Here is a 13,418-nt window from a genome sequence, read left to right on the forward strand (position 1 = left end):
CATCCGACAGGATCAACTCGGCCTTCGGCCGCCCAGTACGTGCCACCAGGCAACCCTACACATCTGAACAGGATTCCTGACTCAGAAGACTAGTGCCGATAGCACCAGCATCAGGCGCGCGGTTCGGTGGAGCAAGGGCGGGTCCTCTGAGCAGCGGGCCCGAGGAGAAAACGGTCCTGGGCCGCAGGCGGGTGGGGCACTCATCCTGCTCCACCCCGGAGAACAGGCCGGACTCAGGGGTAACGGCATGATCAAAAGCAGGCCAGACGGTTACGGAATCGTCTCCTCCGCCCGCGGTCCGGTGCCGAAATGGCCGGCCCGCGATGATGCATTCGGCGGACAGCGGCTCACGTGGCGGCGTGTTATCTGTCGACGCGGGGCGTCGGCGCGACAGTGAGGGTTCCGGTTCGCTGTCCGTTTGTGCTCAGGAGTGTGTCATGAGTGTGCGTGTCGCCGTGATCTACTACAGCGCCACAGGAAACGTTCACCAACTCGCGAAGGCGGTGGCGGAAGGCGCCACGGCACGCAACGCGGAGGTCCGTCTGCGGCGCGTCCACGAACTGGCGCCCGATACGGCCATCGACGCCAACCCCGCCTGGCGCGCGCACGTCGACACCACGAAGAACGAGGTGCAGGAGGCGACGCTGGAAGACCTGGAGTGGGCGACCGCCTATGCCTTCGGCAGCCCCACCAGGTTCGGGAACGTGACGTCCCAGCTCAAGCAGTTCATCGACCTGACCGGCGGCCTCTGGCAGGCCGGCGTCTTCCACAACAAGCCCGCCACCAGTTTCACTTCGGCCATGAACCGCCACGGCGGCCAGGAGTCCACCATCCTTTCGATGAACAACGTCCTCTACCACTGGGGATGCGTCATCGTGCCGCCCGGCTACACCGACCCGCTGTTGTTCGCGGCCGGCGGCAATCCCTACGGCACCAGTTGGGCCGGCGGTGGCGGAGAGACCCCGGACGCGGCCACCCTGGAGGCCGCCCGCTACCAGGGCCGCCACCTCGCCGACATCGCGGAACGACTGCGGATGTCGTAACAGCGGAGCGGCACCGGCTCGGTACGGCCATCAGCGGCCGGTCCCCTCTGCCGCCGCAGGCGCCGCGTCACCCGGTCCGGGGACGCGGCGCCTGCGGCGTGGTGTTCGGAATCGGCTCGGCGTCAGTGCGGTGCGGCGCACATACCCGTCGTCCCGGTCGGGGCCGGCGGTGGTGTGCGGTCGCCCCGAGTGACCCGGGTCCGAGCGCACGGCCTCCGGCCGGCCCCGACGGCGTCCGTCAGATGCCGCAGGTGGGGGCGGACCAGTAGGGAGAGGGGTCGAGCGCCACATGGGTGTGGTCGTTGTGGTCGGGATAGCCCGGACCGAGGATCTCCGAGAAGCCGTGCGTGCGGGCCTGCTGGGCGAGCCGGCAGAGTGTGGGGGAACCGGTCAGATCGGCGGCGTCGCCGTACAGATGGCGGCTGGTGGACGAGCCGCCCACGGCGCTGTTGCAGGCGTAGGACCGGAAGCCACTGGAGACGGTGAGCGGGACGTCGCCGAGCGCGTGACGCATCGCTTCCAGTTTCCACATGGTCTTCAGCGCGTTGGCCTTGGCGGTGGCCGCCGAGACGGCGCCGCCCGACCAGTCGGAGTTGCAGCGGTTGAGCTCGGCGTAGGAGAAGTGGACCGGGGTGCAGTCCGCGTCCTGCAGCGCGTAGAGCTTGCTGAAGGTCGCCGGCCCGGCGACCCCGTCGGCGGCGAGGCCGTACGCGGACTGGAACTTGCGCACGGCGGCGGTCGTACGGGCGCCGTACTGGCCGTCGTAGGAGAGACGTTCGCCGGACGTCACCCAGCCCGCGACCCGGATCTGCAACTGGGTGACGTCGCTGCCGGAGGCGCCCTGCGAAAGGGTGCGGCTCCAGGTGTAACACTCGTCGGCATGTGCGGTGCCCGCGGTGGCGCCCACGCCGACCACAACGCCTGACGCGATCATGACAATCGAGGTGAGAAGCTGTGCGATCCGTCTGAACATCCAGACCTCCGGTTCGTCGGTGCGACCGCCGCTCGCTCGGCGGCGATCAGCCCAGCCTGAGCCCAAGCGCTACGCGCGTCAACGGCGCGTCCGTGGCCGGGTGGTGAACGACCGCCGCGCTCGCCGCCGGAGCGAGCACGCGCGTCCAGAAATCGCGGGGATCGGCTCATGCGAGCACATCGGCATCAGCCGCGCGGTGACTTCCGGCCCGTCCTGTCGGCGTGCTGCTGCCCTGGGTTCAGCCGGGCTCGATCGAGACTTCCGGGATTCGACCCGGTGGCGGGCGACGGCGGCGATGGGCACGCCGTAGTCGTCGGCGGCCGGATCGCGGTGCCCGGCTTTCCGGCGCCGGCGGCCATGACCCGCGGGAGGTCTTCCGGGAACGGCTCCGAGATGGCTGAAGCGCTGTTGATGAGACAGCCCCCGCCATGCCCGGCCGGCGCAGAGGTACGCAGAGGATGCTACGGTTCCCGCGGAAGTGGCGATCAGGCCACTCTTGGAGATCGGAGGAGATGCGTGATGACGGTCGTGGTGACCACCGCTGGCTGCGGTGCCCGACTCGTTCGCATCTCTCGGGTCTCGGCCTGACCTTTCCTCTGCCGGCCTCCCCTCTCCGGGAGTGGTTCCGGTACGTCTGCCGTCCGGCGAGACCCCCTCTCAAGGGTCTCTTCGATTGTTTCACCAACACGCTTCACACCCGTCTGCTCTCCCCCATCCTTCGCGCGTCCTGACGCTGGCCGACTACGGCTGGGACACGGAGCGCGGTCTGTGCGACGTCGCCGCCGAGACCGGTACCGGCGACCGGGTGGCCGTCCGTCCGGCCGGTCCGGCGGACCTCCTGGCCACCGGCGCGGTGCGCGGCAGCGACGGCCTGGAGCACACCTTCGCCCAGATCTCGCGTCAGGTGCGCGCCCTCAAGCAGTCCCCCCGCTTCAAGGCATGACGGAAAGGAACACGGTCATGGACCTTCCCCGCATCTTCACCATCCGCGAGGGCAACCACCGCATCCACAACCCGCTGACCGCGGACCAGTTCGCCACCCTGGGCGAGTCCCTCCGCCTCCCCGCCGGGACCCGGGTGCTCGACCTGGCCAGCGGCTCGGGCGAGATGCTGTGCACCTGGGCCCGCGACCTGGGCTTCACGGGCACCGGAGTCGACATCAGCACGCTCTTCACCGAGCAGGCCCAGGCCCGCGCCGCCGAACTCGGCGTCGCCGACCGGGTCGAGTTCCTCCACGGTGACGCTGCCGGGCATGTCGCCGACGAGCCGGTCGATCTGGCCGCCTGCGTGGGTGCCACCTGGATCGGCAACGGTGTCGCCGGAACGACTGAGCTGCTCCAGCGCAGTCTCCGCCCGGGAGGAATGATGCTGATCGGCGAGCCGTTCTGGCGGCAGACCCCGCCCGACGAGGAGACCGGCAAGGCATGCCACGCCACCGCCGTCTCCGACTTCCTGCTCCTCCCCGCTCTGATCGAGCAGTTCCAGAAGCTCGGGTACGACGTCGTGGAGATGACGCTGGCCGACCAGAAGAGCTGGGACCGCTATGCCGCGGCCCAGTGGCTCAGCATGCGCCGCTGGCTCGATGAGAACCCGGACGACGAACTCGCCCGCGAAGTGCGGGAAGAACTCACCACGGAGCCCGCCCGCTACGCCCGTTACGGGCGTGAGTACCTCGGCTGGGGCGTCTTCGCCCTCATGAAGCGCTGACTCTGCTGTCCCGAGCGGGACCCGGACATCAGACTGTCCGGGTCCCGCTCGGGACACTTCACCACCGCGGCGATCAAGCCGACGGCAAGGGCCGTCCATCGTCGAGCCGTCGGCAGCAGGCGGCTGCCCCATCAGCCGGGCGTGGGCGGCCTCGATGGATTCGTCGGGTGGGTAAGCCGGGCGCCGATCCGGGATCGCGTGCGAGCCAGTCCGTGCCGGCCGCCGGCTTTCCGGGCTGCGGCGGCCTGGAACGTCTCGGCGATGTTGTTCCGCTCCGCGTTTCTGGCTTCCGCAGGGACAGGCGGCTTTGTGTCGCCTGTCCGGCTGGCCCTGCGGGGCAGGGGGCACAGCACGGTCCCCAGCACGCGTTCCGTCGGGAAGTAGCCGACTTGCCGGGAGTCGAAGCTGACTTCCTGGTTGTCGCCCAGCAGGACCAGGCTGCCGGCGGGGACCCGGGTTTCGGGCACTTCGGCCAGGGCGGCGACCCGGTCCCGCGGGACCGGGTCGCCCGGTACGGCCGCCACACGCTTGATCAGCCACTGCCGCTCGGTGATCGTGGACGTCCGAGCGGTGCGCGGCACGGGCGGGCGGTGCCAGCCGGAGCCGGGAACCGGCCCGGTACCGGGGCGTTCCACCACGACCACCTGGCCCGGCAGGGGGGTCGGGTGACGGCACACGAGGACCCGGTCACCCTCGTGGTACGCCGGTTCCATGCTCGCCCCGCGCACGGTCACCGCGACCAGCCCGCGCGCCAGGAACGCCGAGACGATTCGGCCGCCCAGGCCCAGGAGCACTGCCGGTGTTCCGCGGAGCAGGGCGACCCTGGTGGCGCCGGCAACCCGCCGCGTCCCGGCGGGCGGTCGCTCGGTGGTCATGGGTTTCCTCCGGTGAAGGCTGGTTCCGCCTCCGCCCCGGCCTGGTAGCCGGAGGCTTGCAGTGTGAACAGCCGGGCGTACTCCCCACCGGATGCCAGCAGGGTGGCGTGGTCTCCCCGTTCGGTCACACGGCCCTCGGAGAGCACGACGATGAGGTCGGCCTCGCGTACGGCGCCGAGCCGGTGCGAGATCAGCAGGCTGGTCCGCCCCGCGCGGTGCCGCCGCAGTTCGTCGTGGATCTCGTGCTCGGCCTCGGCGTCGAGTCCGGCCGAGGGCTCGTCCAGGATCATCAGGTCCCGCTTGTGCCGCTCGTCCCGCAGGAACGCCCTGGCCAGGGCGAGCCGTTGCCACTGGCCGCCCGACAGCACCACGCCGGTGGCCGGATCGTCCTTGTCGGATTCCATGAAGAACATCCGGGACAGCAGCGTGTCGTAGCCGTGGGGCAGGCCGGCGAGCTTGTCGTGGATGCCCGCCCGTTCCGCCGCGGCCTGGATCGACGCGCGATCGTCGTCGGTGTCCTCCGGGTTGCCGGAGCTTCCCAGGGCACCCAGGGCTATGTTGTCGGCCGCCGTCATGTCGTATTCCATGTAGTCCTGGAAAACCGCGCCGATCCGTTGCCGCAGTTCGGCCGGATCGGTGTCGCGCAGGTCCACTCCGTCCCATAGGATCGCCCCCCGTGTCGGGTCGTAGAACCGGCACAGGAGCTTGACCAACGTCGACTTTCCGGCGCCGTTCAGCCCGACCAGTGCCACTGCCTTGTCGTGGGGTATGCGCAGGCTGACGCCGCGCAGCACCCAGGGGTGTTCCTCCGAGTAGCGGAACCACACGTCCCGCAGCTCGATCGCGTCACGCAGTTCCGGCAGTGCGCGCGGGACGGCGACCACCGGCAGGTCCCGGCCGACCGTGGTGACCGCTTCGTAGTGTCCGAACATCAACACCGCCTGGTGGGAGCGAGCCACCTCGGCGGCGAGCGCGGCGAGCGCGCCCTGCACCCCGCCGACCGCGGCCACGAACATGGTGATGCCTCCCACGGACAACGCCCCGGTCCGGGCTGCGCCTACCGCCCACAGCAGCCCGCCACCGGACACCGCGGCGGCGAGCAGTCCCAGTCCTGCCTGGACGAGCACTTCGCGCCTGTCCATGGCCCGCTTCGCGGCATTGGCCGTACGCCGCTCGGTCAGCATCCGCTGTCGCAGGAAGGCGCCCGCGCCGAACAGCCGCACCTCCTTCGCCGCCTCCACACTGGACAGCAACTGGCTGTAGAAGAACTCCCGCCGCTCGACCGGGCCGATGTCCCAGAACATGCGGGCCCGCCTCCGCGACAGCGCGATCTCCGCGATCAGCGTCGGCACTCCCGAGGCGAGCACCAGCACGGTCATCAGCGGGCTGAGCAGGAGCAAAGAGCCGAGGAAGCCGGTGATGGTGAAGGCCGCCCGGACCATGCCGAGGACTCCGTCCACAGCCAGGGCGGGGGCTGTCCCGGCGGACTGCTGGGCAAGGCGCAGGCGGTCGAGGAAACGCGGGTCTTCGAACCAGCCCAGTCCTGCGAATCCCTCCACGGCGGTGAACAGGCGGTCCTGGGCGACCAGCCCCGCTTCACGGTCGATCGCTGCCCGCAGGTACCGGGTCACCTGGGGCGTCACTCCGGCGACCAGTCCGCACAGGGCGAGCCCCGCTCCCAGGCCGGTCAGTGTGCCGAGGGCGGCACCGCCGGCAAGCTGGTCCAGTACCAGCTTCGTCAGCCACGCGATCACCACCGGGAGCAGGCCCCCGGTCAGGGTCAGCGCCGTGTACAGCGCGAGCGGGCCGGGCGCTGCCCGGACGGCGAGCGAGCACGCGGCGAACGCCGGCCGCCGCGCGCCGGCCCGCCCCTGCGGCTGCTCGGCCATGGGGTCGCTCATGCGGTGAAGGCGGGAAGATTCAGCCGGACGTCGTCATCCGTGACGATCAGCCGCCCGGCACCGTCCCGGGCGACCTTGAGCACGGTGGGGTACGCCTTGGCCTGGAACGCGGCGCTCAGCGCCCCGTCGTACTCCTCGACGACCACGCGCGCCACCGGCGTCAGTTCGGCGACCAGCGCGGCGGACGCTTCGGCGTCGCCGACCACCGTCGCCAGCACCCGGTCGCGGCCACCGGGCAGCGTCCTTGCGTACTCCAGGAACTTGGGCAGCTTCTCCTTGCAGGGCTGACAGGTGGGTGAGAAGAAGGCCACGAGTGTCTCACCGGCCAGGAGGTCACGGGCGAGTCGTTCACCATCCACTGTGGAGACCGCGAAGTCTCCGACCTCCTCGCCCACCGTGATCGAGGCTCGGCCGTTGCCCGCACCGCCCACGTTGGCGAGCAGCTCCGTGTGTTCGCGCAGCCGTTTGATCACCCCTACCGTGAGGATCAGGTCGAGCAGGCACAGCGAACCCACGAGCGTCAGGGCAGCGATCAGGAAAGGCATCGGGATTCTCCTCCTGGGTCAGGGCAGTCTCCGGGCGGTACCGGGGCCGGAGCCGAGGGGCTGGAACAGTTCGAGGATGTCGTCGAGCAGGGCGACCAGCGCGCCCAGCAGCAGGCCGGTGAGGACGGCCATGGCCGTCCCGCCGGAGTCCTGCGGTGTGCCTGTCGCCGGCGCGGTGACGACGCCGAGGACCGCGACGGCGGTGAGGATGGCGTTGCGCACGATGTGCCGGCCACCGAGTGGGGTCGTCGAGGCGCCGAAACACCGGCACGGCTGGCGGACGCTTCGCCGCACCGCGAGGGCGATCGCTGTCGCGAAGGCCACCAGCAGTCCTGCCGCGACCAGGAATCCGGCGACGACGACCGCCGTCGACCACCCGACCAGGAGCAGCAGCCAAGCGGCGTGTTCGGCGACGATCACGAGCAGGGCCATCGGTCGGCATGCCTTCGCCGGCAGCAGCTCCAGACCGCGCAGCGAAGCCACGAAGGCGCCGAACGCGCCTCTTCCCACGGTCTTGCTGAGGGACGAGGCCAGGAACACCGCCCCGATCAGGGAGCGGGTCCCGAGCTCCAGATAGTTCACCGCAACCCTTCCGTGTCGTTGTCCGTGCCGTCGTTCCACGGCACGGGAACCGCGGGTCGAGGAGCACCGGGACCCGGTCCCGGTGCTCTGCCGCCTGGGCCTTCCTCGGTGTGCGCCCCGTCGAGGGCGCGGGCTCAGCAGTCGCAGATGTAGTAGTTGGGGGCGCTGTCGCAGCGGGAGCAGGAGGCGTGATAGCCGCACACGCTCTGGCACTGCCAGCAGGCCGGCCAGCTCCAGCACTGCTGCTCGCCGGCCGACGCGTCGACCCTGGGGACGAGCCGGTCGAGGAGGCGGCCCCCCATTGATTCGAACTTCTTGAACATGTCCGTACTCCTTCGCCTGATCCGTTCCGGTACGGGCCGGAAGCGCCCGCGGCAGGAGGCTCTCGCCAGTCGGCCGGTGACGTCTTGTAGGAATCCGCCCTCCGTCAGGCGGCGCCTTCGGCTCGGGCGGTGGCGGGCAGCAGTACGCCGGTGGCCTGCCCCTCGAAACGGTCCGTGAAGGAGGGGTCCTGCCCGCCGGCGGCCCGGCGGGCGAGAAAGCGGCAGGGGGCGTGACCGGTCATCGCCTTGCACTCATGGCCGAAGTGGGCCTGATCGTGGTAGCCCGCCAGCACCGCCACCTCGGCCGAGGAGAGTCCGCTGACGAGGAGTTGGAGGGCCCGCTGAAGACGGAAGACCCGGGCGGTGGTCTTGGGGGTGAGGCCGATCTGTTCCCGGAATCGTTTTTCCATCTGCCGTTGTGACCATCCTGCCCTCCGGGCGAGCGCCGGGATGGGGACGGCCCCGGCCTTGCGGGCGAGTTCTTGCCAGGCCCAGGCCACACGCGCCGAGTGCTCCGGGCCTCGCCGCGCCCACTCCCAGAGCACGGTGTCCAGCAGGGCGAAACGGTCCCTCCAGCCCACGGCGGACGCCAGCGCGTCGGTGAGGTCGTCGGCGCGGGTGCTGAGCAGTTCGTGGAGCCCGACCGCCTCGTTCGCCAGTGGTTGCAGGGCCGTGCCGAAGAGGGTGAACGCGGCCCAGGGAGCGAAAGCCACCTCCACCCCCGACAGGCGGCCGTCGTGCTCGCCCGTTCGGGCGCTGGTGTGCGGGCCGCAGAGCAGGGGGGTGGAGGCGTTCGCCTCCACCGGGTCCGAGAGGTCCGCTGTTCGGGTCAGCCTCAGTTTCTCCTCGAAGACGATCAACAGGACCGTCATACCCGCAGGCACTTCCAGGCGTTTGCGCGGCCGACGCAGGCTCAGCCGGAATCCTCGGTAACAGGTCACACCCGGGCGCAGCCGGGGATGAGGTAACGCGGATGCCACTTCCCATGTCCCTTCGGGGCATGCCGAATACCGCACGGTCGGTCCTCTCGTCTGGAGGTGGACGGCGCGAAAGCGCCGGGAGGGTGTCGCTGCGCGGACGCCGGCGGGCGTCACCGGGCCGGGACCCCGTGCCGCGTCGGGCGGGGCCGGTCAGTAAGAGCCTGCTGACCGGCGGCAGACCGATCAACGGCCGTCCGCCGTCCCGGACAACAAGGGGATGTCCGGGCTGGTGCCGACTCTCCACGCCGCCCGCGTTGTTGCGCAGCCCGGTCCGCCGTGCGAACAATCGCGTCGTCCCGGACAGCACGGTGGCAGAACACCCCTCCGCCTGCTTCGGAGCGGCCCCCCCTCGCCACTCGCGTCATCGAGTTCGGCGGCTGTCGCACTGCTCGGCGGAGCGGTTGGCGCGGGTGGGGGCATGGCGGGGCATCCTGAGGTACCGGTCGATCCGCCGCGTCGTTCGCCGCCGCGACAGGCAGGGACGGGTCCGGGCCCCCGTCAGGAGCAGCGCGGTTCTCCAGGTCGGGTAGTGGGCTGGTCCGGCAGATAGAGCGAGCGTTCCTGCGCGGTGAGGTCGCGGTGGACGGCTCGGCAGATGCTGCTGATCGCCGTGGTGGGGGTGGGGAGGACCGCGTTCCAGACCCGGATGGTGCTCTGGGCGTCGGCGGTGGTGAGGGTGCGGCCGTCCGGGCTGAAGGCCAGTGTGCCGACGGGTGCGGTATGTGCGATGAGTGTGGCCCGCGCAGTGCCGGTGACCGGGTCCCACAGCCGTGCGGTGCGGTCTTCGCCCGCGCTGGCGAGAGTGCGGCCGTCGGGGCTGAAGGCCAGTGCGTTGACAGGTGCGGTATGTCCGGGCAGGGTGCCGCGGGTGCGGCCGGTGGCCGGGTCCCACAGCCGTATCGTGCGGTCCTCTCCCGCGGTGGCGAGGGTACGGCCGTCGGGGCTGTAGGCCAGGGCGACGATCGCTCCGGTGTGGCCGGTCAGAGTGCGGCCGGCAGAGGTGCCCCGCGTATCACGCAGAGTCACGGAACCGTCCGCGTCGCCGGTGGCGAGGGTGCGGCCGTCGGGGCTGAAGGCCAATGCGGGCACTGCGCTGTCGGACACCGTCAGGCTGCTGAGCAGACGGCCGGTGGCCGGGTCCCACAGTTGCACTCCGCGACCGCGACTGCTGGCGGCGAGGGTGCGGCCGTCGGGGCTGAAGGCCAGGGCGTACGCCTTGTCGATGTACTGGGTCAGGACCTCGCGGCGTCGGCCGGTGGCCGGGTTCCACAATTCGATGCCGCGTGCGGCACTGATGGTGGCGAAGGCCCGGCCGTCGGGGCTGAAGGCCGGTACGGCGGGTGGGCCCGCTTTTCCGGGCCCTGGCAGGCCGGCACGCACACGTCCGGTGACGGTGTCCCACAGACGCACCGCCGGTTTTCCGGTGCTGCTGGTAGCGACGGTGCGGCCGCCGGGAGCCAGCACTGTGACGACTGCTTGTCCGGGATTCCGGGAGAAGAGGGTGCGGGAGGGACTGTCGGGCATGTTCCACAGCCTGATGGTGTGGTCGGCACCGCCGGTGGCCAGGGTGCGGCCGTCGGGGCTGAAGGCCATGGTGAAGACCGCGCCCGTGTGTCCGGTCAGGCTTCTGTCCAGACGGCCGGAACCGGTGTCCCAGAGGCGGACTGTGTGATCGTGGCTGCCGGTGGCCAGGGTACGGCCGTCGGGGCTGAAGGCCATGGACGAGAGCGGGCCGGTGTACTGCGTCAGTACGCTGCGCCGCCGGCCCGTGCGCGTGTCCCACAGCTCCACCCCGTCATCGCTGCCGGTGGCGAGGGTACGACCGTCGGGGCCGAAGGCCAGCAGATCCACCGGGGAGACCGGTCCGGGCAGACTCCTCAGGTGCCGGCCGGTGCGGGCGTCCCACAGCTCCACCTCGTTCCCGCCGGTGGCGAGAGTACGGCCGTCCGGGCTGAACCCCCAGGACCGGACTCCGCCTGTGTCCGGGGGGTCCGGTACCACTGAGAGGGGTACGCGGGTGTGCGGGGGAAGAGCGGCACGGCGTCGGCCGGTGCGCGTGTCCCACAGTTCCGTACCGGACCGGCTGCCAGTGGCGAGAGTACGGCCGTCCGGGCTGAACCCCACCGCAGTGGTGTCGGAATCCTTCGCGGCCAGCCGCTTGCGGACCCGGCCGGTGTCCGTGTCCCGCAGTTCCACCCCGCCGCTGTAGCCCGCCGTGGCAAGGAGGCGGCCGTCCGGGGCGAACACCGGCGCGCTGTAGGCGCTGCCGGGGACGGTCCGGCGGAGCTGACCGGCAGTGGCATCCCACAGGCGCAGCGTGCCGTCGTCGGCGGCGCTCACCAGACGGCCGTCGGAGCGGAACGCCACCGAGAGCACGGAGTCCTGATGGCCGGTCAGGCGTCGGCGCAATGGCACGGCCGCCGCGGCGTACAGACTCTGCGCGGCCTGTTCGGTGGGGCTGGTGCGGTAGGCCCGCACGGCCAGGAGCGCGGCGAGATCGGAGTTCGTGCCGATGAGAGCGGCGGACCGGGAGGCCAACTCGCGGGAGACGGCGGCGCGCCGCGCGGCGTCGGCGTCCCGGCGTTGCCGGTCGCTGGCCCGGCTCTGCTGCCAGGCCAGCAGACCGGCCGTGACCGCCAGGACCACCAGGACGGACAGCGCCGCCGTGAACATGCGCAGCCGGCGGGCGGCCCGTACCGCAGCACGTTCTTCCTCCTCGTGCTCGGCCGTGCTGGCGTCGAGGAACGCGCGTTCCGCCGTGGTGAGATCCTCCGACCGCCCGGGGCCGAAGTGGTCCCGGGCGGCGGCCAGGCGGATGCCGCGGTACAGGGTTCCGGGATCGCGGTCCAGTTCCTCCCAGACACGCGCGGCTTCGGTGAGGCTCCGGTGAGCGCGCAGGCGGTCCCGGTCCTGCTCGATCCAGGCCCGCAGGCGGGGCCAGGCGCTCAGCAGTGCTTCATGAGCCAGGTCGATGGTGCCCTCGTCCAGAGTGAGCAGCCGCGCCCGGATGAAAGCCTCCACCACCTGGGCGGTCTCTTCTTCGCCGGTGTCCTGCACTTCTGCGTACGGGGCGGGTCTGCGGGTGTCGGAGGTGCCGTCGCCGGGGGTGACCAGACGCAGCAGCACCCGGCGAGCCGCGGCTGCCTGGTCCCCGGTGAGGCGGGTGTAGACGTCCTCGGCGGTCTGGGCGACAGCGCCTTCGAGGCCGCCGGCGGCCTCGAAGGCCGCCAGGGTCAGTACTCTGCCGCGGCGGCGGCGCCAGGTCTCCAGCAGTACGTGCGACAGCAACGGCAGCCCGCCCGGTGCGCCGGTGACCTCCTCCACCAGGCGGGAGGTCAACGCCCGCTCCACGCTGAGACCGGACGCCGCAGCGGGTTTGACGATCGCCTCGCGCACTTCGGCCGCGCTCATCGGACCGGCCAGCAGGTGGGCGTCGCGCAGTGCCTCGGCCAGACGAGGGTGTCCGGCGCAGTGGCCGTAGAAGTCCGCCCGCACCGCGACAAGCACCCGCAACCGGTTCACGGGCTGACAGGCGGCCAGCAACAGATCGATGAACCGGGAACGTTCGCCGGGGTCCTGGCAGAGGGTGAAGACCTCCTCGAACTGATCGACGACCACGAACGTGTCCGCTCCACCGGGCCCGGCCCCGGCCGCGCCTCCGGGTCCGGGATCGGTGGGGCCGGGGGCGAGCAGGTGGGCGTGGGTGCGGGCAGGGTGCTCGCCGGGGGTGAGGATGCGGATGACGGCCGGACGCAGAGCCGCATCCTGGCTCTGCTGCAGGGCGGGGATGACACCAGCGCGCAGCAGGGAGGACTTGCCGCTGCCCGAGGCACCGAACACGGCCGCCAGCCGCCGCCGGCGCAGCAACTCCAGCAACTGCGTGACAAGCCGCTCACGGCCGAAGAACCGCTCCCGGTCCTCCGCCTCGAACCGCGCCAGCCCCTTGTAGGGCGGTACCGTCCCTGTGCCGTCTTCCGCACGGTCCGAGGTGGCGGCCAGCGCGTCAACGGTCCGTTTCCACCGGGCCTCCCATTCGGCCGGATCACCCCCGCACGCTACGGCGTAGGCCAGCACCACCGGCAGCGTCGGCAACCGATGACCCGCAGCCGCCTGCGACAGCGCCGTGACGGAATACCCCGTCCGCTGCGCCAGCACCCGGTAGGTGAGCCCGCCCGCCTCGCTGCGCAGCTTGCGCAGTTCATAGGCCAGCCGCTGCACCGGTCCCGCCACCGGGTCCACCGGCATCTCACGACGCCCCGCCACCACACCACCCCCTGCAAGGTGTCCCCCGGGACCGCACCGGGAGGCAACCTATCCGCCGCGCCCGGCCCGTACAGAGATCGCCTCCGGCCATTGTTCAGCCGCCGCCAGCGCGTGCTGAACAATGGCCGGCTCCGCTGAAATCGGTGACACGAGCGGCGAACGATCCGCTCCCGGGGGGAGTGCCTCTGCTTCGCCGTACGGCACCGCACCATCCGGGCCCCACGGC

At 71.2% G+C, this 13,418-nt stretch carries 11 protein-coding genes; 3 read left to right on the forward strand and 8 right to left on the reverse strand.

The genetic code is table 11. The features are described from left to right. The first annotated feature begins 437 nt into the window (after positions 1 to 437). Positions 438 to 1,043, forward strand: coding sequence for an NAD(P)H:quinone oxidoreductase (gene wrbA, locus ACFY32_RS25100; protein ID WP_359198212.1), 606 nt, complete (start codon positions 438 to 440; stop codon positions 1,041 to 1,043). Between the two features lie 238 nt (positions 1,044 to 1,281). Here the strand turns inward: wrbA and ACFY32_RS25105 are convergent, their stop codons facing one another. Further along, positions 1,282 to 2,016, reverse strand: coding sequence for a D-Ala-D-Ala carboxypeptidase family metallohydrolase (locus tag ACFY32_RS25105; protein WP_359198209.1), 735 nt, complete (start codon positions 2,014 to 2,016; stop codon positions 1,282 to 1,284). Positions 2,017 to 2,689: 673 nt separating this feature from the next. On the opposite strand from ACFY32_RS25105, the gene ACFY32_RS25110 reads away from it, so the two are divergent. After that, positions 2,690 to 2,959 carry a hypothetical protein gene (locus tag ACFY32_RS25110; RefSeq protein WP_390675319.1) on the forward strand — a complete coding sequence of 90 codons (270 nt, stop codon included), beginning with the start codon at positions 2,690 to 2,692 and terminating at the stop codon, positions 2,957 to 2,959. 17 nt (positions 2,960 to 2,976) lie between these two features. Next, positions 2,977 to 3,723: an SAM-dependent methyltransferase gene (locus tag ACFY32_RS25115; RefSeq protein WP_390675320.1), complete on the forward strand. Its 747-nt coding sequence runs from the start codon at positions 2,977 to 2,979 to the stop codon at positions 3,721 to 3,723. Positions 3,724 to 3,854: 131 nt separating this feature from the next. On the opposite strand, the gene ACFY32_RS25120 is transcribed toward ACFY32_RS25115, so the two are convergent. From ACFY32_RS25120 to ACFY32_RS25150, 7 genes are all read right to left on the reverse strand, one after another. After that, complete coding sequence (locus ACFY32_RS25120) at positions 3,855 to 4,598, reverse strand: S26 family signal peptidase (protein ID WP_390675321.1); 744 nt, start codon at positions 4,596 to 4,598, stop codon at positions 3,855 to 3,857. Beyond that, positions 4,595 to 6,499, reverse strand: a complete 1,905-nt coding sequence (locus ACFY32_RS25125; protein ID WP_359198197.1) for an ABC transporter ATP-binding protein — start codon at positions 6,497 to 6,499, stop codon at positions 4,595 to 4,597. Before ACFY32_RS25125 ends, ACFY32_RS25120 begins: the two co-directional genes overlap by 4 nt. Beyond that, positions 6,496 to 7,044, reverse strand: a complete 549-nt coding sequence (locus ACFY32_RS25130; RefSeq protein ID WP_359198195.1) for a hypothetical protein — start codon at positions 7,042 to 7,044, stop codon at positions 6,496 to 6,498. The genes ACFY32_RS25125 and ACFY32_RS25130 overlap by 4 nt, the downstream gene beginning before the upstream one ends. An 18-nt stretch (positions 7,045 to 7,062) precedes the next feature. Continuing rightward, complete coding sequence (locus ACFY32_RS25135) at positions 7,063 to 7,626, reverse strand: MauE/DoxX family redox-associated membrane protein (RefSeq protein ID WP_359198192.1); 564 nt, start codon at positions 7,624 to 7,626, stop codon at positions 7,063 to 7,065. A 134-nt stretch (positions 7,627 to 7,760) separates the two neighbouring features. Continuing rightward, positions 7,761 to 7,949 carry a hypothetical protein gene (locus ACFY32_RS25140; protein WP_359198189.1) on the reverse strand — a complete coding sequence of 63 codons (189 nt, stop codon included), beginning with the start codon at positions 7,947 to 7,949 and terminating at the stop codon, positions 7,761 to 7,763. A gap of 104 nt (positions 7,950 to 8,053) precedes the next feature. Continuing rightward, a complete protein-coding gene (locus tag ACFY32_RS25145; protein WP_390675322.1) occupies positions 8,054 to 8,821 on the reverse strand; it encodes a helix-turn-helix domain-containing protein in 768 nt (255 codons plus the stop codon). A gap of 606 nt (positions 8,822 to 9,427) precedes the next feature. Then, entirely contained in the window at positions 9,428 to 13,192 is a 3,765-nt protein-coding gene (locus tag ACFY32_RS25150) for a helix-turn-helix domain-containing protein (protein ID WP_390675323.1), read from the reverse strand. Positions 13,193 to 13,418: the final 226 nt, after the last annotated feature.

The organism is Streptomyces sp. NPDC000134 (assembly GCF_042899225.1).
In the GTDB taxonomy this organism is placed as follows: domain Bacteria; phylum Actinomycetota; class Actinomycetes; order Streptomycetales; family Streptomycetaceae; genus Streptomyces.

Excerpts from the sequence above, each read along its gene's own strand:
- wrbA (WP_359198212.1), top strand. The coding sequence starts at position 438 with ATGAGTGTGCGTGTCGCCGTGATCTACTACAGCGCCACAGGAAACGTT.
- ACFY32_RS25105 (WP_359198209.1), bottom strand. The coding sequence starts at position 2,016 with ATGTTCAGACGGATCGCACAGCTTCTCACCTCGATTGTCATGATCGCG.
- ACFY32_RS25115 (WP_390675320.1), top strand. The coding sequence starts at position 2,977 with ATGGACCTTCCCCGCATCTTCACCATCCGCGAGGGCAACCACCGCATC.
- ACFY32_RS25120 (WP_390675321.1), bottom strand. The coding sequence starts at position 4,598 with ATGACCACCGAGCGACCGCCCGCCGGGACGCGGCGGGTTGCCGGCGCC.
- ACFY32_RS25125 (WP_359198197.1), bottom strand. The coding sequence starts at position 6,499 with ATGAGCGACCCCATGGCCGAGCAGCCGCAGGGGCGGGCCGGCGCGCGG.
- ACFY32_RS25130 (WP_359198195.1), bottom strand. The coding sequence starts at position 7,044 with ATGCCTTTCCTGATCGCTGCCCTGACGCTCGTGGGTTCGCTGTGCCTG.
- ACFY32_RS25140 (WP_359198189.1), bottom strand. The coding sequence starts at position 7,949 with ATGTTCAAGAAGTTCGAATCAATGGGGGGCCGCCTCCTCGACCGGCTC.
- ACFY32_RS25145 (WP_390675322.1), bottom strand. The coding sequence starts at position 8,821 with ATGACGGTCCTGTTGATCGTCTTCGAGGAGAAACTGAGGCTGACCCGA.